Source organism: Sunxiuqinia indica (assembly GCF_009847015.1).
Classification (GTDB): domain Bacteria; phylum Bacteroidota; class Bacteroidia; order Bacteroidales; family Prolixibacteraceae; genus Sunxiuqinia; species Sunxiuqinia indica.
In genome coordinates this window covers 1-17,927 of record NZ_WVEM01000012.1, presented here as the reverse complement: position 1 = coordinate 17,927, position 17,927 = coordinate 1, and the positions used below count along the sequence as shown (strand labels likewise).

General features: G+C 47.3%; 18 protein-coding genes. All 18 read right to left on the bottom strand.

What is annotated here, in order from left to right:
- Positions 1-8: 8 nt before the first annotated feature.
- The gene (locus GR929_RS16345) at positions 9-4,799 is read right to left on the bottom strand and encodes a hypothetical protein (RefSeq protein WP_159521751.1); all 4,791 of its coding nucleotides are present in this window, start codon (positions 4,797-4,799) and stop codon (positions 9-11) included.
- A 24-nt stretch (positions 4,800-4,823) separates the two neighbouring features.
- Positions 4,824-6,686, bottom strand: coding sequence for a coiled-coil domain-containing protein (locus GR929_RS16340; protein WP_159521749.1), 1,863 nt, complete (start codon positions 6,684-6,686; stop codon positions 4,824-4,826).
- Positions 6,687-6,696: 10 nt separating this feature from the next.
- A complete protein-coding gene (locus tag GR929_RS16335; RefSeq protein WP_159521747.1) occupies positions 6,697-6,834 on the bottom strand; it encodes a hypothetical protein in 138 nt (45 codons plus the stop codon).
- Positions 6,831-7,286, bottom strand: coding sequence for a hypothetical protein (locus GR929_RS16330; protein WP_159521745.1), 456 nt, complete (start codon positions 7,284-7,286; stop codon positions 6,831-6,833). The genes GR929_RS16335 and GR929_RS16330 overlap by 4 nt, the downstream gene beginning before the upstream one ends.
- Positions 7,287-7,342: 56 nt before the next feature.
- The gene (locus tag GR929_RS16325) at positions 7,343-7,828 is read right to left on the bottom strand and encodes a hypothetical protein (RefSeq protein WP_159521744.1); all 486 of its coding nucleotides are present in this window, start codon (positions 7,826-7,828) and stop codon (positions 7,343-7,345) included.
- Between the two features lie 26 nt (positions 7,829-7,854).
- Positions 7,855-8,247, bottom strand: a complete 393-nt coding sequence (locus tag GR929_RS16320; protein WP_159521742.1) for a hypothetical protein — start codon at positions 8,245-8,247, stop codon at positions 7,855-7,857.
- Between the two features lie 8 nt (positions 8,248-8,255).
- Positions 8,256-8,735 (bottom strand): hypothetical protein, encoded by a 480-nt coding sequence (locus GR929_RS16315; RefSeq protein ID WP_159521740.1) that lies wholly within the window; start codon positions 8,733-8,735, stop codon positions 8,256-8,258.
- 2 nt (positions 8,736-8,737) lie between these two features.
- Positions 8,738-9,079 (bottom strand): phage head completion protein, encoded by a 342-nt coding sequence (locus tag GR929_RS16310; RefSeq protein WP_159521738.1) that lies wholly within the window; start codon positions 9,077-9,079, stop codon positions 8,738-8,740.
- Between the two features lie 20 nt (positions 9,080-9,099).
- Positions 9,100-9,666 carry a head-tail connector protein gene (locus GR929_RS16305; protein WP_159521736.1) on the bottom strand — a complete coding sequence of 189 codons (567 nt, stop codon included), beginning with the start codon at positions 9,664-9,666 and terminating at the stop codon, positions 9,100-9,102.
- 93 nt (positions 9,667-9,759) lie between these two features.
- Positions 9,760-11,037, bottom strand: a complete 1,278-nt coding sequence (locus GR929_RS16300) for a hypothetical protein (RefSeq protein ID WP_159521735.1) — start codon at positions 11,035-11,037, stop codon at positions 9,760-9,762.
- A gap of 5 nt (positions 11,038-11,042) precedes the next feature.
- Entirely contained in the window at positions 11,043-11,678 is a 636-nt protein-coding gene (locus tag GR929_RS16295; RefSeq protein WP_159521733.1) for an HK97 family phage prohead protease, read from the bottom strand.
- The gene (locus GR929_RS16290; protein WP_159521731.1) at positions 11,662-12,939 is read right to left on the bottom strand and encodes a phage portal protein; all 1,278 of its coding nucleotides are present in this window, start codon (positions 12,937-12,939) and stop codon (positions 11,662-11,664) included. Before GR929_RS16290 ends, GR929_RS16295 begins: the two co-directional genes overlap by 17 nt.
- Positions 12,940-12,982: 43 nt before the next feature.
- A complete protein-coding gene (locus GR929_RS16285; protein WP_159521729.1) occupies positions 12,983-14,572 on the bottom strand; it encodes a terminase large subunit in 1,590 nt (529 codons plus the stop codon).
- Positions 14,538-14,711 (bottom strand): hypothetical protein, encoded by a 174-nt coding sequence (locus GR929_RS16280; protein ID WP_159521727.1) that lies wholly within the window; start codon positions 14,709-14,711, stop codon positions 14,538-14,540. The genes GR929_RS16285 and GR929_RS16280 overlap by 35 nt, the downstream gene beginning before the upstream one ends.
- 12 nt (positions 14,712-14,723) lie before the next feature.
- Positions 14,724-15,134, bottom strand: a complete 411-nt coding sequence (locus GR929_RS16275) for a P27 family phage terminase small subunit (RefSeq protein WP_159521725.1) — start codon at positions 15,132-15,134, stop codon at positions 14,724-14,726.
- Between the two features lie 186 nt (positions 15,135-15,320).
- Positions 15,321-15,746: an HNH endonuclease signature motif containing protein gene (locus tag GR929_RS16270; RefSeq protein ID WP_159521723.1), complete on the bottom strand. Its 426-nt coding sequence runs from the start codon at positions 15,744-15,746 to the stop codon at positions 15,321-15,323.
- A 53-nt stretch (positions 15,747-15,799) separates the two neighbouring features.
- Positions 15,800-16,936, bottom strand: coding sequence for a hypothetical protein (locus GR929_RS16265; protein WP_159521721.1), 1,137 nt, complete (start codon positions 16,934-16,936; stop codon positions 15,800-15,802).
- Positions 16,937-16,950: 14 nt separating this feature from the next.
- Positions 16,951-17,754 (bottom strand): tyrosine-type recombinase/integrase, encoded by an 804-nt coding sequence (locus GR929_RS16260; RefSeq protein WP_159521719.1) that lies wholly within the window; start codon positions 17,752-17,754, stop codon positions 16,951-16,953.
- Between the last annotated feature and the right edge of the window lie 173 nt (positions 17,755-17,927).

Below are 17,927 nucleotides of genomic sequence, written 5' to 3'. Positions count from 1 at the left end.
GGTTGATACTAATTCAAATTTACCCATCCGGCCGAGGCGTATCCCCTGAACTTGCCGGTTGATGTGTTGTAATATATATCGCCAACCTCTCCACTAGGGTCTGAGGTGCGAACAGGAACTTTAAATTTTTCCAAGCCGCAGGTTACCCGTGCGTTTGGACCATCGAGCCTCAACCCTTCGCTATAGGTGCCGACCTCGGAGCTCGCATTTACGCTAATCCGCATAATACCCGCGCTCGAAATAGCGTCAATCTGGCTCCATTTGCCGAGCGAGAAAAACCGAAGCCCGGCGGTGAGTGCAACGGTTCCGCTTACTTGCAGGTCGGCGGTGCCTATTGCCGACGTTGTACCAACGCGCACCAGGTCGGTTGGGTCGGCTTGGGCTATCACGCCTGTTAAATCCTGCCACAGGCCACTGCCTCCACTAACCGTTGTTGGTGTCCAGCTGGTGCCGTTCCAGCCTAATACCTGCCCCGAGGTTGGCGCTGTGGTTGCTACTGTTCGCCCTTGTAACTCGAAGGCGTTGTTTACGTCGATGGCTGCGCCTAATGTGGCAAGTGTCATTCGGCGGTTGGTGCCATAAAAGCTGTCGTAAAAGGCAAGGCTTACCGCGTCGCTTGTTGGTGCTGTATTGGTGAGCCCGGCAATGTCGAGCGAAATGGTGCCGCCCGTTATGTCGATGCCTGATCCTTCGCTGTAACTGCTTGCTGATGCGTTGAATGTTATCGTATTGTTTGTTGATGAATAAACAAGCGACATGCCGGAACCTGCTTTAAAGTTGACATTTTCGCTTTTTGAAATGGTGCCTTTGTTCGAGTCGTCAACATAGAGATTCCAGCTGTATAGGTATAGCGGTGCAATCTTCCGAATACCCCCCGCACTGGCGTCGTAAATAGGAATGTAATCGAGCGAGGTGCTCGGGTCTATTATTGCCGTTAGCCCGTTAATATCCATCGAAATAATTGATCCGGTTATGTCGATGCCCGTACCTTCTGTGTAAGTTGGTGCCGAGGTGATGTAGCCTGCATCGTTTGTAAACGTAGATACCGGCAAAGCGTTAACTTGTGCTGAGGTGTAATAGTTTGATTTTTCGGCTGTCCAAACGGGGTCAGTTTCGGTGTAGCCTGTGAGGTATCCGGCATCGTTATTAAAGCCTGAAATATTAATCGAGCCGGGCGAAGTCCAAACGGGGGTTGATGTTGAACCGTTACTTATGTAGAATTGACCGGCGGCGCCTAGACTGCCGGATTTGTGGGCGTCTAATAATAATTGCGTTCCTTCCTTTGATATTTCGCCATTTACGTCTAAAGTAGTGTTTGGTGTCACCGTTCCTATACCCACATCCCCTGAGTTCCTAAGAGTCATAGTTGGGGTATTTCCAGTGATTCCAGTTGTAAAAAACTGAAGCAAGCCCCTATCGTCTGCTCCATCTCTACGTGAATAAATTCGGCTGAGCGTCCCCTGCGTTACCCCTGTCGGTGATGAGTCGTCTTGAACTGAAAATATAACACCGCCTCCAAATCCATCAAACATATCTCCAGATGTTACTGTTCTAAGACTGTAGCCACTTGCAATCCCTGCCGTTGAATTCAAATCACCCCCCGTAACAGTTGTTGTTCGCCTGAATAGTCCGACTGGATATCCGGTTCCAACAACATCCAATGGTGCATCTGGGCTTGTTGTATTTATGCCTAATTCCCCCGCAAAGGTATGGCTTCCAGTTCCCGTAAAATTATGACTTGTTGCATCCAACTTCGCCAAATTACTACTCACAAAACTCAACTCCTGAGTACTTTCGTTCAAGCTTAGTATTGCCGTATCATCGCTCACAAGCGAGGCGGCGGGGTGGGCGGCGGCGGTTATCAGGTTGTTGACTTGCCCGAGTGTGGCACTTTGGGTATCAAGGGTAGCGTCGGCATGGGTTACGGTGCCTGTTACGGTTACGGTGCCTGTAAACTGGCTGGTGCCTTCTACGCGCAGGGCATTGCCGCCAGCGCTGTTTATGAGGTGGGCGGGCAGTACGTTTATGCGGCTGGTTTCCATGTGCAGCAGGTGGTCGCCCGCGGCGCCATTGGGTACCGTGCTGTTGTCAAACACTTCAAATACATGTCCGCTCCATCCGCCTGTCATGTTAATGAGCATGCCGCCAATGGGGTTGGTAAACCGCCACTCAACGAGGTTTCCGCCCATGCTCAACAGCGTGTCGGCCGCGGGGTCTTGTATTTCATCTAACCGCACGTTCGCCCAATTATCTATGTCGGCTTGGGTAAAATCGGCATCGGTCCATAGGTGATGCCATGCGGCCGAGTGGTAGCCCTGAAATTCGGCGGTGCTTGCTTTAAATTGCAGGGAGCCATCTACAGGCAGCTCGGCGCCGTGTACATAGTCGGCTATGGCTATGGCGTTGGTGGCTACCTGGTAGCCGCTTTTAAAAATCGTGTGCGCGTCGGCTCGGTTTAAATCGTCCTCACCCACACCAACCACTACGAGGCGGTCGGTATCTACCCAGCTATCGGCAGTGCCTGCCACCTGCGTAGGAAACGAACCGATAGCGACCTCCCGAAATGCGGCGGCCTCGGTACCCTCACCAATAGCAATGGAGTTGTCGCCGGTGGCAATGGGGTTGATACGGTCGGTAACATTATCGTGAATTAAGCGGGTTAAGGGATGTATTTCTACCAAGCCTGTTACGGAATCTTCGATGCCTTCGAAATAGTCAGCGTTTAGTCGCCCGGGTTGGTTCACCTTCTGAAATTCGGGGGTAATAAAGCCAACCATTTCGTCGGTGTTCACAACCTTTTGACCGCCACTTCCCGAATTTGCATTGCTGCTTTTGGTGTAGTTGATTTTTTCGCCTACGGTGAAGGCTGCTAAATTAACCGACAGGACTTCTATGTAACGGCCTTCAATGGTTTGGTTGCGGTCGTTGTAGGTGATTCCCGCCTCAACAAGTAGTTTGTCGCTGTTGTCGGGGTCGGAGATTACCATGTCGGTGCCGGGCAGCATTTTAAGAAGGGCACAATCGTACGTTTGTACGGGTTGGCGCATGCTGCTAGCAATTAACCGGGCTACTATTTCGGCGTAGGTGTAGGTACCTGCAACTCCGTCGAGCTTCCATAAGGCGGAGGGGGTATCGTCGGTTAATACAAATCCGCCTTGATAGATTATCAGGTTGTTCGGTATGTCGGGCAAATCGCCGTTCAGAACTTCCAGATCGTCGGGCGTGTAGTTGTTTTTAGGGTTGTTGGTTAGTAATAACTCGCGGTCGGTTGGTAGTTCTTCGTTGTTTTCGTCGGCAAATTTTAAGCCTAGTTCCCTGAAGCAAGAACCCGCCACCTCGGCAGCTGAGCTGTCGGCCAGGTATAAATAAAACCTGAGCTGCCCTGTTTCCGGTATTCCTTCTTTCAGGCTAATGTCTAATTGCTTAAAATGCTCTGCAACTTCATCAAACGGGTATGCGGTTATTACCTTCCTTTTTATTTCAGTTTCCCAGCCGCCACCGTCAAAAATGCTTTTTTTAAACCTGTTTACATATGCATCAATTGGAATGCCGTATTTCAGTGTTGGCTCGGGGGCCCACTCGTAATAAATGTCGAGGTCAAACGGGTAGTTGTAAGTTGGTTTAATGACGTAGCGGGTGCCTCCGTCTCCAATCAGTTCAATTCCGAAATACATAAATGCACTAGCTCCTGTGGCTCCCATAAGTGCATAGGATAATGATAAGGTTGGTATTGCTGTTGTTGCATAAACGCGTATGGCGTCGGTTACTCCGTATTTGGTATGCGAATAGGTGTCCCAACTTTCGCCGGGCACTGCTTCTTTTCCCGGTATATAGATAAACTTGTTGCCTTTATCGTCGTATATCCGCTGCTGCGGTGTGGTGCCTATAAATGTCCAGTCTTCAAAATTACCATTTTCGAGGGATGTAAAACTGCCGTTCTCAATGAGGTTCGATTTGTAGCCGTAGTCTTGCTTGATGGTCATTTGTTTGAGCGCCGGACTGACGTCCATATTGGCAATACCAAGGAATGACCATTCTTGCGCGGTTTGTGGGTTTAGCGTTCCGCTGCCTGCGGCTGTACCTGCCGAGGTGTAGGTGTAGTAGCTTACGGTGGTTTTGTTCCATTGGTCGTTGCTGATGATCCACCACTGGCCATTGCGTTGCATAATGCGGAAGGGCCTGAACAGTTGTTCGAGTACTTCGTAACAGCTTTTATCTTCGTAAGTGAGTAATTCTTTTTTGTATTGCGTTAAGGGGTCGGCGCCGGTGGCCTGGGTGCTCTCGCGCAGGGTTACGGCGGTGTTGATGTTTAACGATAGTCCTGTTTTTGCGAGTATGAGCGCGAGTATTTCAATGGGGGTGCTCTCGCCTGAATAGGGTTCGTTCAGGTCGTCGGTAAAGTCTTCGTCTTTTAACAGTCCCAAGCCATCGAAGGCGGTAAGGCTTACGGGGTAACGGGGCGAAATTAGTGGCTCGCTCCATTTGTCGGGCTCAATGAAGCCTTTGAACAAGACATCGGTGTCGTTCTTAAATATTTCGACATATACGTCGCGGGCATTGGCAGTATACAGGTCGAGAAATTCATAATCGTTTTCGGCATAGAATTCGACGGTAGCCTCGGCGCCGTAAATGTTTGGCAGCTCTTGTTTGCTCTTGCTGCCCCACTTGACGGTGAGCATTTTTTTGGTGCCCGAGCGTTCCTCAACGGGTCCGGCATAGCCTTCGAGCCATACTTTAACGGTTGTGGTGTTGCCATATATGTTGTCGCCTTCAATGGTGAGCCGGTGTCCGAGTGCCATACTTATTGGTTTGTTTTAATATATCTATGTTCGTTGTCGTTCGCGGCGTTCGAGTTTGCGAATGGTGGTTATTATTTTTTCTCCGTCGAAGGTGTTGTTTACCTGGAAGGTGGTGCCGCCACTGTTGCTTGGTAGCATGCTTTTTAACTTGTCGAGCGGGGCGATTACTTCGGGGTTGGCGCGGGCGTTGGAGTATTCACCCACGCGGGCAATGGTGTCGCCATAGGCTATACCCCCACTAGCCAGTGCGGGGGGCTTGGTGGCTAAGGCTGCAATAATTGACCCGACGGTGGCGGCCAATGCAATGAGGTTAAATGGGAATGGCACGCTTTGCGATTGCTCGGTTCCCTTTGCGATTGCGGCTGATCCGGCGGCGGCGGTTTTGGCTTGTGAGCCTGCTACCTCGGTGGCTGTTAATGCTGCCAGTTGTGTTATTAATTGCGGTATCATCCCCAATATAGTGCTGGCCATGTTGGCGAAATGACCGGCGGCGCCTCCTATGGCTGAGCCTAGTTGTCCGAATGATTGCGACATGATGCCTACGTTTTCGGCGGCTGATGAGGTGTTGACCACAGCGCCCGTAAACTCGTCAATCATTTTTTGCGTTGCTTCGATTTGCGATTGATATTCGGTCCATATCTCCGGGCTCAGGGCTTGCGATTGTTGCTCTCGTAATTGGCTCATACGCTCCTGCATTGCTCCAAGCGGACCAACAATTTTTTCAATGTCGATATCTGATTTACCGGTTACCGTAAATTCGCTTTCGGTGTCGGCATCAATTTGCGCGTTTATCGCTTTTTGTGTGTTTAATGTTTTCTCTAATCCGGCGTTGTAACTTTTTGTGAGTGTGTTTAATTCACGCTGAATTTGTCGGGCTGCATTTTGTCGGGCTGCCTGAATCTGGTAAACCTGTGCTTCGAGTTCGGCTTCGGCGTTTAAGTTTTCGGCGTTTGACCGGGAGTAGGAGTTCTTTTCTTTTTGAATTTCCAAACGGGCTTGTGCGATATCTAAGTCGGTTTGCAATAATTTGTCTTGCAAAATGTTGGCTTGATTCAAATATTTAATAGCGGCTTCCTGATCGGTGTATTGTTCTTTCCTTGACTTTAATCTTAGTTCGGCTATTTGTGCTTCCAGTTTTGCTTTTTCAATTTTTTGCTTGCGCTCTTTTTGGTCTGTTTCAAGTATTTTATCAGACAGCGCCGCCGCCTTCGCCATTTCCTTGTTGTTTTGCTTTCCCCATTCGGTTACTGTTTTTAGCTTTTTATCGTCGAGCCCGGTGGTGAGGTGGGTAAAGGCTAAGCCCATTTCCTTAAGTGCTTCGGTTGTAGAGTCGTCGTTAAACACACTTTTAATCACCCTGAACGCTGCTTGTACTAATTCGGGTAGTGCTTTTATTCGGGTTACAAAGTTGCTTTTTATAAACTCCCAAAGTCCTTGTACTGCTTCTTTGGGGTGTTCGAATGACCAGATTATTTTCTCGCCCAAGTCGGCGGCAATGTCGGTTAGGTTTCCGAGCAAAACACCAAGCGGCATTGTGATTTTTCGCAACTTTGCGGCTCCTTCTTCGGTTGATGTGAACGCGGCGGCCAATGCTCCTACGGCAATGACAATAGCTCCAATACCGGTAGAGATTAATGCGGTCTTTAAAAATCCTAATCCTTTGGTGGTTCCTGCAATTGATTTTGTGGCCGACTTAAATAAGTCAGGCATTGCCGTAAGATCGCCGGACAATAATCTCGTGAATGATGATTTTACCGAACTAAAGTTAGCGGTTACATTTTTTGCAAAGGTTTTCGAGGTTGATTGTGCTTTTCCTAAACTTTGCTGGTAGTTGCGAAGATCGGCAACGAGCTTAATGCCTATTGATGTTTCTTTATTGCCTGCCATTTTTGTTTGCTTATGCTGTTTTTTTCTTTCGGTTCATAATGTCGGTTACCTGGGCGGCCAGCGATACCCGTTGTTTGGCGTTGAATTTTGGCTTTTTGCGGGTTTCCTTATCCCATGGGAGTGGGTAATCGTGCCCCATGGCGATCATGGGGAGCCGCGCTTTTTCCCAAGACTCGCGATAAGCTTGACCAATAGCTTCAAACTCAGCAGAACTGCAAAAATCCCAGAAATAACCGGGAGCCATACCGGCAAAACCAACAGCAATAGCGAAAGCATCCATAACATAAAAGTCTCGCGGAGTGTCGCTTTTTTTTTATTGTCCGGCTGGTCTGTCTCGGCTTGCTGGGCTTCGGTCTGGGTGGTTTGAAATTGAATTAAGAGGTCGGGCCGTTTGTCCATTTCATCGATAAACTGCTCTAAATTCATCTGAAAGTCTTTGTTCAGTGCTTTTAGTGTGGAGTAGAAAAACAGCAGGTTGTCGTAGGTGCTGTTGGCGTTGGTTATTGAGCGTTTTGTGAGTTCTTCAAACTCGCGTATGGCTCGAAATGAAAAGCCAATTTTGTAGTCGGTGCCTTGTATGTTTATGGTTTCGGTGCTCATTGGTGTGATGGTTTAACGAAAGGCGCATGAAACACATGCGCCTTTCGTGGTTGCTACTATGCTGGATCAATTGCTGTTAAGGCGAGTGATGGGGTGATCGTTGCCGTGGTGGTTACCTTGTCGCGGGCAGGGCCGCTTAATGGCAGGTTGACAAAGCCTTGCCCGTACCACATGCGTCGGGTGGTGTCAATTACTACGGCGTCTTCGGGGGTTGCTCCCTCGGTTACCCAGGCGAATACCCAATCGAGCAATGTTCCGGCCTGGCTGGCGTCGGCCAGTTCGTTGTAGTCTACTTCGTTTGCATCAACATCGAGCTCGTCGGTGACGTCCATTTCTACAGAGGCGGTCCAGTCTTTCCCGCTGGGGAATCGTTTGGTCCAGCCGTTAAGGTTCTTTGCCTGACTTTCGAGGTAGTCGGCTACTTGTGGGTCGAAGCTTACGCCCGTTTGCCCTGCGATGGCCCGATAGGTGTACGCGCCTTCGATTCCATCACGCAGGAAGGCCATTAAATCGGAGCCTCTTTGAATTTTTCGGTTACTCATGGTATTGTCTTTTTAAGGTTTTGACTCTATGTTATTTTAATGTTTGCCGTGTTGACGGTGAATTCAAGCTTCTGACCAAAGGTGTTGATGTTGAATTCGTAGTCGTCGGTTATGTTTGTACAGTGTATTTCGTTTAACTTGATGCTTGCTTTTGTTTTTCGGTTCGCTTTGTTAAATGCCTGCAATAGTTTTGAGGCCAGTTGCCAGCTTTCATCGTAATGTTTGCACATGGTTAACAGCGTAAAGCGCCAGTCTTGCATGGTTGGCCCGTTCTTTACATAGTCGGGGGTAACCTGTACAATGTAATATATCGCGGGGGCGCCTTGGTCGTAGTCTGATACCGGAAATAACCGTCCGTTAATGATGGCCTGAATGGCTGCGTCTTCGGTGATAATTTGTGTTATTGCTTTTCCAATCATGTTGATTACTATTTGTTTATTTTTTTAAGATTGCGTTGTATGAGCTTGTCGAGTGCTTTGAGCATGTGGTCCTGGCTTTGCCCGACGAGTTGTTGTTCGGTTTGGTTGATGGCGTCGGTAAAGAACTTTGATGCGGGCATGCGGCCGCGGGAATGCCCGGCAGTGGTTTGGCGCTCGGTGGTTCCGGCGTCGTACAGGTGACCGTGAAACCCGCGGTAGTTTCCGAACTTGCGGGCGCCAACTTTGGCGGTGATAAATACGGACTTGCCACGGCTGCGACCTGCTACAAACCCGATTGATTTTTCGAGGTTGCGCGTGGTTGACCTGGTTTGCATGCGCGAGCGTAGCAATTGCCTGGCTGTTGTGATGAGTGGCTTGGCACCTATGCGGAAGCTGGCGAGTATTAACCGGCGTTGTTCGGCGCGCTTCATCTTACCGAAAAAATCGTTTAGTTCTTTTACTCCGAATAGTTCTACTTTGCTGCTCATGGTTATACAATGTCTATTGTTCCGGTGGGTATGCGGTCAATGGTCAGGATCATGTAATTTCGGCGGCGGTCGGGGTCGATGCTGCGAATGTTGTAGTACTCGCTGCGCCATGCGATTACCTGGCGCTCGTTGAACCGGCCAATGCGGAAACGTACTTTTGCTTTAAAGGTGCGGTTCTCGGTTCCCATACGCCCGATCATGGCCTCGCCACCACTGGCCCACGATATATTGGCGCGGTCGTAAAAGGCATGGGTGTAGCTTTTATTGCGCCCGCTATAGCTGTCTTTTGCTGCTTCTACTTCGTTGAGTATTTCGATCCTGTCTCTTTGGTTTCCGGGTAGCATGGTGCTTGCGTGTTAAAGGTTTACCAATTGCGGCGGCGGTGCTTGGCAATTAGTCGCTCGTAGGTTTTGTTTTCGGCGAGGTTGTTCAGGTTGTAGCTTTGACGCTCGGTGTCGTACATGTCGGCACTTTTTACTAATACTGCTTGTTTTAGGCGCTTGGGTAGTTTTGCGGTGGTGTAGCCTGTTTTAAATGTAAAGCGTACTTTCTCGATGTTGCCTGCGGGGGTGCTCGAAAACTCAACTTCGAAATAATGGAAGGCTTTTTCGGCTTCGTATGTTGATGCTTCTACAGTGGTCCAGTTGGTGCCGTCGTAAACCTCAACGCTTGTTAAGCTTAAAAACGGGGCTTGCATGATGCGCCAAAGGGTTTGGAAACCGCAGTTGAGCTTTACTTCGAGTGCGTTGGTGGTTTCCAACATGTCGGCATTACAGTCATCTTCGACCAACTCGGTGGCTACGTCAATTAATCCTGTGATGTAATCGTCGTCGTTGTCGAAGTCTTCAATTTGTAGCTGCGCCTTTGCTTCGTCGAGCGTGATGGGTGAGGCTACTTTTGTTTTTTCGGGTTCGTTGGAAACAATGATCATGGCGTTTGCTTTTTTAGTGAATGAAAAAAAGGGAAGGGCTCTCCCTTCCCTTTTGGGTTGTTGTTGTTGTAACTATAACGAGTGTTGGATGGTCTACGCTGCTGGGTCTAAGTCTGGTGACTTAACGAAGGCGGCATCGTTGCGCGATACTGCTTTAGCCAGCTTGTTTACGGTAATTTCGATTTCAGCTTCTTTCTGGTAAGAGAATGGGTTGAACAGTACTTCGGTTGCTCCCCACATGCCTAACCAAATTTCGGCCCAGATACCATAAAGCAAGTATTGTTGATTTGCTCCATCGGCGAATAAATCGTGATAATACGCACGAGTACCACGGTGAGTTGTTCCTACTCCGTTGTCGTCGCCGTTCATTGATGTCAGGAATTTACCTGATCCGGTGTCTACCTTTACGCCTTGCGCGTCGAAAAATGTGTTTCTGTTCATGGCAAAAGCACCGCCACCGGCGTTTACTGACTTCATCAAAGAAAGGAAACCAGGATCGGTTAAATCAACTCCTGCAACTTCGGTTGCTGCGGCTAATGCTACGGCGTATATTTCGGCAGTGATTTTGCGATCGCAACCGCGCATCATGTCGTTAAGATAGGCCATGTGCACTTCCGGGTTTTCCTGAACCAATAGCTCTTTAGACTGCGTGTCGGTAATTCCATAGCGCTCTGGGGCCATGGTTTTAAAGGTGGCTTTGTTTCCGGTCTCGGTAACTGTTGCACCTTCTGCATATTTCCCGGCTACATCTTTAGCCTTTGCTCCAACTTTGAACGTGCCTTGCAATCCTTCCAAAATGGTTAAACCCATTTGGCGATACAGTGCTGCTTCGGTGTCAAGTACTGATAACCCACCGGCGATTTGCACATCAATAGAACCGGCATTGGTGGTTGTGTTTGAAGTTGCTGCACGTTTAAAAACGTTGTTCGGAATTAACAGACCATCGGATGAAATGCCTCTCGCCATTTCGTCCTGCGTTTCTTTTTCAAGGCCGGTAAGGCGTGAAACATCGCCACGCGCTGACGTGTATTCCTTCATGGCTTTACCAAGGTTGTACACTTTTGCTTCACGCTTGATAAATGGACCTTTTCCATCGCGCTGGTGCTGGGTGGGGTCGTCGTCGTCGTCTGTGTCTGTGTCCTGACGCTGGCTCTTTGTTTTTTTACTTGTAAATTGCCCGAGTTCTTCCATGCGCTCGGCGCGCTGGATTTCGGTTGTCAGACTGCGAACCTCGCCGTCGAGACGGTCCCATTCGGCTTGTTCGTCGTCAGTCAATGATCGTTTTTTCTCTTTTTCGGCTGCGGCGACAATGGCTTGCATCCGTTCGATCTTTTGTGTTTTTTCGATGCGAAGTTCTTCTGATCGTTTCATTTTGACTATGAATTTAATTTGTGAATTGCTGTTCTTTTCTTTAATATATCGAGCGAGGCGTTTGAGTTTTCGGAGGTGGGTTGATTTTGGTTTTCTTCAAATTCCAGCAGCCCGCGGATGGCTACACCGTTTGTAGCAAATGCCCCATCCTGAACTATTGAGACATCAATTAGATTCCGTAAATTAGATACATACCTTACCGGTGTTTTTTCGGCGCGGTCGTAACGAACGCCATTTTCAGCGATCGTGTAAATAAATGATCCTTCGAAATAGTCGCCGCGCTTTACTTGTTCGTAGGTGTCGTTCCCGACTGTTGTGTTAGGTACCTCAACGATTGCTTTAACTCCGTGATCGTCCTGGCGTAATTGTAATGTTCCCGACTTGGTACGCCCCAACATCTTGCTGCGGTCGTGGTCCACTGTAGCTTTTGTATTTATTGATTCGTCGCGTAAAATAGACTCGGGTGCTGATGGCTCAATCACTTCGTAGAATTCTTCGCCATACTCCCTAATCAACCTGCTTCGTTGGTTAAATACAATCGGGTACCATTCTATGTAGCGTTTGCCTTCTTCGGTGTTTTCTCTTACGCTTATTTTTTCGGCGCTTGTGGCTCTTACGCTTATTTTATTTGCTGTTGTCATTTGGTTTGGATTTGAGGGTTGGATCAACTTTCATGAGTGTATTGTATTTGTCGTAATTTTCGAGCGGGATGTATTGGGCTTGCATGTAGTGTTTGTTGGCCCACTCTCCGGGGATTGGTTTGTTGCCTAATTTTTTGGCTCCTTCGTTTGGCGACATGAGGCCATTTACGACCTGGTCTTTAATACCGGCTACCAGTGTGGCATAGTCCATGCCTATGAGTGAAAGCACGTCGAACATAACCGAAAAGCCGCTGGTTAGCTCTTGCGAGGTGAGTAGCTTGCTGTTTATTTCGGCCATGTACTCGGCCACAATTGGGCCCATGGTGTTGTTCTTGAACAGGGTGGTGAGTTGCTCGACGTCCATTTTTTCGAATGATCCGTCGACCATGCCGAGTAATACGCCGTATGCTGAGCTGATGTCTTCGCGGGTGAACCTCAACGTGTCGATTAATTGGGCGTCGACAAATTGCATGGCGATTGATTTCGCCTTTGTCCCCATGGGTAGGTGCATCCATTTACCGGCGTTCTCAGGCCCGGCGTTCTCGCGCTGGAATTGTTCTTTTTGCTCTTTTAATGTTCCGGCGGCCGGTCCTGACAAGTTGCCTACCATGTCGGTTTCCAATACCGTTGGGGTGATGGCGTTGTTTTTATAAAAGTTGTCCATGGTAGCGGTGGCGCGCTCGTTTATGTTGGTTTGTCGTTGGATGGCTACCAGTGGCGAGAATCCAATAATGCCGTCTTCGCTGATGTTGCGAAAGTGTAGTATTTCGGTGGCGGGAATATCTTCGTAAATCTCGCGTCCTACATTGTAGATTGAATAATAGAGTATTCCGTTTTCAAAGAAGTATTCTTTAAATTGTGACGGATGGATGATTTCCATTGAGGTAGGGTAGCCGGTGTTCTGGTTTTTGTAAACGCGGGCCAGTCCGTTGCCGTATTTACTGCGGTGAAATTCAATAGTACTCCAAAAGGTTTTGGCCGACTGGTAATTGTTGGGTTTGTATTTCAATAGAAAGGTGAGGCGGTGGCGGGTCATTTCAATGCGGCCATTGCCTTGGTCGAGAAATACCGACAGGGGCATGCGCGACAGGTTGTCGGATAATATCCGGCAGCAAGTGAATACGGTAGCTATTTTTTCGGGGGTGCCTGTTACTCCATTTCGTGGAAGGCTGAATAGTTCGGTGCCCCATCGCCAAACTTGGTTTTTGCCTTTTTGCAACCAGTTGTATGCACCAGTTAGCAGGCTTGCAAATATGTTCATTTTCGCGCGCTTTTGTTGTAATATATCGAAGCGCGGCGGTGGGTTATGCGGCGTCGCCTTTTTGCTGGTCCATTAGTTCTTTGAAGAATGCGGCGGTAGCGTCGCCATTGTATTGGAGCCAACCGCCAATGGCCATGGCTAACGAGACGGGGCCGTCGACACTGTCGAGCGATTTGTTTTTCATGATCTTAATATTGCCATTGCCGTCGTAGTAGAGTACAATGTTTCGGAACATCCACCGCAATACGGGGTTTTCGCTCATGGCGATTGCTTCGTCAAAGAATAGACGTTCGATGTATTTCAGCGGGAAGTTAAACCAGGTGGTTTGTTGCTGGAAGTGCTGGCACATGATGTATAGTTCTGCCTCAACCTTGGGAATAATAAAGCCTGAGTTCCATTTGTCGTAATTGATTTGGGTGATTTCGAAAACGGTGTTCCAGTATTTAATGCGCTCAAAAATTAATTCTTGGTTTATTGTGGGGCTATCGTGTTCCATGATGTAGCCTTTCTTTATCCACTCGCCCAGGTCGATGCCGCTTTCGCGTATGCGCTTGACTTCGTTTTGCGGGAAATAGAATTCGGGCATAACACACATCTTGCCGGTGGCGGGGTCGGTCCATACGATGACAATGGATGCGAGGTCGCGGGTGGCCGACAGGTCGATGCCCATAAATGCCTGGACGCGCTGATCGGTTGGCGGTGCGATGTTAGTAAAGCATGTTTTGTAAACGTCGTCGGGAATCCAGTTTTCTAAGCCGTCTAAATAGCGGTTCAGGTTTTTGGTAATGAAGTTGTTTAACTCGGATATGGTGAGCTTGGCTTTGCTGTATTCTTTTTTAAGTGCGTCGAGCCTGATGGTTTGCCCGATGTTGGGGTTTGCTTTTACCCAGCATTCATAGTCTTCAATGTCGTCGTCGTCGTCCAGGCAATAGAGTGCGTAGAATGTAATGTCGTCGTCAATGACTCCCTCTAGTGTGCGCTTGCCTGTTTCAACCATTTTAAAGAATGGGTAATCTTTGTTAAATCCGGCGGTGCTGGTGATGATGCCGAGCGGGTTTTCGCGCGACATGACACCGGACTTCATCACGTTGAAAAAGTCGAGCGTGGGGTGTGCGTGCATTTCATCGATGATAAACACGTAGGGGTTAAGCGAGTCGTTTGAGTCGGGCTTGTTGGCTAGTACTTTCAGGATGCCGGACCGCTTGTTGTACAGGATTTGGAATTGCTGAACTTTTAACCGGCGTTTTAATGCGGGTGAATTTTTAACTATATTTTTTGTGTAGCGTAATGCTTGCCCGGCTTGCTCGCGGGTGGTGGCGCATAGGTAGGCTTCGGGGTCTGCTTCTCTGTCGCTTATTAGCATGTATAATTCTATGCCAACTGAAAAGACTGTTTTGCCTGACTTCCGCGCTGTGTAAAGAATGGCGTAACGAAACCGGCGGCTTTTGTCGGCGGTGTAAAACCAGCCAAATATCTCGGATAAGATCCACGCCTGGTATGGTGTTAAATTAAAACGTCCGTAGCGTTTGCCGTCTTTTATCTTGATGTAGAAAAAGAAGTCGTAAACACGACGAACGGCCTCAACGTTGAAATAAATGTCAGCGCGTTTCTCGTCGGAACGGCTCCGGGCCACGGCTAACTGAATCCACTTGCTTGCTGTTTGATTTCCGTTTTCTATGTCGCGCTTGTAGTTTTCCGCCTTCGTTAATGATTCGGATATGTACGCGTCCTTCTGTTTCTGGTTGTCCTGTTTCGCCATTGAAGTAGTTCATGTGTCTTTCTTTTTAGTCTGGCATTCCGTCTTCTATTGGCATTTCAACTTTCAACTCCTTGCGATCCAGTGCTGATAGTCCTAGCTTCTTTGATGTGTCGTTGATCATTTTCGACATTTGGTAGAAGGTGCTTATCGAGTGGTTCTTCTGCTTTACCTTTTTGTCTTTGTCAACATACATGATTGAGCCGGTAGCAACAACGTCCATCAAAGCACGCATTTGTATTTCTTCACACATGCAGATTGTAACGATGTGCATTTCGTCCGTGTCCTGGTAATCGATTTCAGAGTTTTTAAGCTGCTTCTTTATTTTGTTAAATCTCTTGCGCAAAGCATCCATTGTCTTGCGGCCCTTCTCAACCACTTCAAGGTCGTAACCTAATCGCTCGAAGAAACTTTCAACCTGTGTTTTATTGAATGACATTTGATTTTATTTAGATGGCGTTTTGCGCACGTTATTTTATGTTAATATTTTAATATTCAGACTGTTAAACTTTGCACCCCCTCCCGTTCAATATTGGCCTGATTGACACCCCCCGTTGGTTCAACCTTGACAAAAAAAAAGTGCGATTCCTGTCTTGTGGTTTCCAAAATGGGTTATGTTTTGAACCTACCCCCCTGGGGTATTGTGTTTTGTTTCAAACTGTTTCATTAGCATTCTGCCTCTGTTAAGCTTGTCCTGTTGCTTCTGCTCTCTCTTGTCTTCCTTTGTCTTCCAGCTGTGGCATGATGTACATATATGCTGCGTATTAGTGTAATCAAGCGCCTTGGCTGGCTCAACATCAACAGGGATGATGTGGTCAACAACTTTGCCGGGGCGAAGTATTCCCTTTTCCTCACATAACTGACACAATGGATTCTCGTTTCGCCTCTTGTCTCTTATCTTCTTCCATGCTTTTGTGTTGTAAAATCCTGCTCTACTTGCTTCGGTCCAGCCTTGTTGTTGTGTTTGTCTTTGTTGTTGTGCTGGCTTTATTACTTGCTCTCTGTACATCTTACACCACAATGGTTCTTCTTTATGGTTGTTGTTCTTCATTGTGTTATTGTTTAATCCTGTCGGAGTGATCAGCTCCGACAGGATGTTATTACCTAGTTGATTGTGTGTGTAGGCGGTGACCTACAGTTTAAATCTATCCACCTGCTGAAACCTGTTAATAGGTTTGGTGTGGGTGGACGTGGTAACGGCGTTCCTCTCGGACTGTGCACATGATAGAATTGTCGGTGATCGTGTTCGTGACTTTTGAGGAAGTACCTCAAAAGGTCACGAATTCCCGCTACAATAAGAGTGGAAATGCGGACCTTTTTGCGTGTTTTCGATTCTTCCGGTTGTACAGGCCGGATGGTGGTGAGCTCTTGCCACTTTTCATTTACCAGCCTTGCCAATACGTCTACCGGGTCGGGCTGGTTTGCTTTTTCGAAAATGCTTGCGAGTTGCTTACGTTTGCGTTCGCGTTGCTTTGAGGTCCATTCTTCCCAGCTGCGGGCGTCTCTGCATTCGTAGAATGTGAGGCGTTGTTTCGGCGACAGTTTTGATGTGTCAATCTGACGTGGTGTCAGTATCAATGAACGTACTTTCTGTGCTAATATATCGCCTAATATCTTTATGTTATCCTGATCGAGTAAATCTGATAGGTATAAGTCTTTCTTTTTATTGAATCCATACTGGTCGAGCCATCGGGTGCGGTTGACTTTTATTTCAACTCTTATTTGATCTGTGTTACCATTTTTTGCCAGATATCCTTTATCGTACACCTTTATACTAAAGTCGTGAAACTCGGCAATGTAACCAACGGCGGGGCGTTTGGGGTTTAATTTTTCGAATGGCTTTGTATATGCAGCGACCAGGTACTTTTGAAAATCCTGAGCATAAACGCCTGGCGGAAGGTTTATATTGACGCCAAACTCGAAGTTAATAACTTTTGAATAACGCGGATTGATACTAAATTGACTCTCTAGCCTCTTAAACGTCTCGCAAACTTGTGCGAGATTGTAGTCGTCGTCGTTTTCTCCGCCTGATTTATAAAACTTGTGCAGTGATCCTTGAAGTGTGTGACGGTGCCCTGTTAGGGTTGGAATGCGATTGAATGTGCATGCCGATACATGACAATCAGAAGGTAATGGCAAAACCTCGCCGGTGGCATTACTATGCCTGCCAACGAGTTGGAGTGTTTCTTCCCATTTGCGCGGGTTGTCAACCTTGCATTCTATTTTAATTCCGTCGTACACTTATGCTTTTTCGCTTAAATAGGTAGAGTTACTTTCGATAGGCTTTTGTTTGTTACATGGGTGTAAATTTCTGTTGTCTTGCTTGATGCGTGCCCGGCTATTTTTTGTATTATCCGTAAATCGGTGCCAGTTTCGAGCAAGGCGGTGAATGATGAATGTCGTAAGATGTGGAAATGTGATTTCTTGTCGATGTGCTGCTTAAATATTTTTTGACATGATGTTACGGAGTATTTCAATGATGTTTGGCCGTTGAATAGATATACTTTCGGCCTGTGTATTTTAAAATAGGCCCTCAACAAATTAAGAATATTCATGGATAGTGGAACGATTCGGTCCTTCCGACCTTTGGCGTTTTTTATGTGAATTATCATGCGGGTTGAGTCAATGTCCTCTATTTTTAAGTTGACAACTTCACTAACCCTCAACCCAACCGAGAAAGCCAGCGAAAGAATGGCCTTGTGCTTGATGTTTTTTATCTGATTTATTCTTTTTATGATCAAATCTTTGTCAATAACCTGCGGCAGATGCTTTTCGGATCGTGGATATTCAATGCCTCTGAATTTGCGAGGCTGCTTTATTGTGTATTTATAAAATAGCTTTAAAGCCGACATCCTTTGTTTGCACGTGTTGGTCGTTTTGGCCTGCATGATCCATTCTTTTATTTGCTGCTGATTTACTTCGCTTGGCTTGGTTGCTATGCCTGTAAAATCGACCAAAAATAGCTTTACTTGTGAAGCATAGTTTTCTATCGTGTTCTTACTGTAGTTCTTAAACTCTAAATCTTTGGTAAACTCGTTAACGTACTTTCCGAAGTTCATTTGTTATCTGTTTGATTTATTGGTTGTTTTATGGCTGTCTTTATATATACTAGTTACCGCAAATACTACTTTCGGTATCTCATTGAAGCCTCGCGCATTCTTTCCTTGCATATTTCTTCGTGCTGAGCTTGCTCGGATTTGTTTAAAATCAACGGTCTGCAATAATCCCTGCT

What these genes read in the sequence shown, in the direction of transcription:
- GR929_RS16335 (WP_159521747.1), bottom strand. Translation starts at nt 6,834, where the DNA reads ATGATCGCCATGGGGCACGATTACCCACTCCCATGGGATAAGGAAACC.
- GR929_RS16310 (WP_159521738.1), bottom strand. Translation starts at nt 9,079, where the DNA reads ATGCTACCCGGAAACCAAAGAGACAGGATCGAAATACTCAACGAAGTA.
- GR929_RS16295 (WP_159521733.1), bottom strand. Translation starts at nt 11,678, where the DNA reads ATGACAACAGCAAATAAAATAAGCGTAAGAGCCACAAGCGCCGAAAAA.
- GR929_RS16330 (WP_159521745.1), bottom strand. Translation starts at nt 7,286, where the DNA reads ATGAGCACCGAAACCATAAACATACAAGGCACCGACTACAAAATTGGC.
- GR929_RS16300 (WP_159521735.1), bottom strand. Translation starts at nt 11,037, where the DNA reads ATGAAACGATCAGAAGAACTTCGCATCGAAAAAACACAAAAGATCGAA.
- GR929_RS16270 (WP_159521723.1), bottom strand. Translation starts at nt 15,746, where the DNA reads ATGAAGAACAACAACCATAAAGAAGAACCATTGTGGTGTAAGATGTAC.
- GR929_RS16290 (WP_159521731.1), bottom strand. Translation starts at nt 12,939, where the DNA reads ATGAACATATTTGCAAGCCTGCTAACTGGTGCATACAACTGGTTGCAA.
- GR929_RS16320 (WP_159521742.1), bottom strand. Translation starts at nt 8,247, where the DNA reads ATGATTGGAAAAGCAATAACACAAATTATCACCGAAGACGCAGCCATT.
- GR929_RS16325 (WP_159521744.1), bottom strand. Translation starts at nt 7,828, where the DNA reads ATGAGTAACCGAAAAATTCAAAGAGGCTCCGATTTAATGGCCTTCCTG.
- GR929_RS16345 (WP_159521751.1), bottom strand. Translation starts at nt 4,799, where the DNA reads ATGGCACTCGGACACCGGCTCACCATTGAAGGCGACAACATATATGGC.
- GR929_RS16305 (WP_159521736.1), bottom strand. Translation starts at nt 9,666, where the DNA reads ATGATCATTGTTTCCAACGAACCCGAAAAAACAAAAGTAGCCTCACCC.
- GR929_RS16340 (WP_159521749.1), bottom strand. Translation starts at nt 6,686, where the DNA reads ATGGCAGGCAATAAAGAAACATCAATAGGCATTAAGCTCGTTGCCGAT.
- GR929_RS16275 (WP_159521725.1), bottom strand. Translation starts at nt 15,134, where the DNA reads ATGTCATTCAATAAAACACAGGTTGAAAGTTTCTTCGAGCGATTAGGT.
- GR929_RS16315 (WP_159521740.1), bottom strand. Translation starts at nt 8,735, where the DNA reads ATGAGCAGCAAAGTAGAACTATTCGGAGTAAAAGAACTAAACGATTTT.
- GR929_RS16260 (WP_159521719.1), bottom strand. Translation starts at nt 17,754, where the DNA reads ATGAACTTCGGAAAGTACGTTAACGAGTTTACCAAAGATTTAGAGTTT.
- GR929_RS16280 (WP_159521727.1), bottom strand. Translation starts at nt 14,711, where the DNA reads ATGAACTACTTCAATGGCGAAACAGGACAACCAGAAACAGAAGGACGC.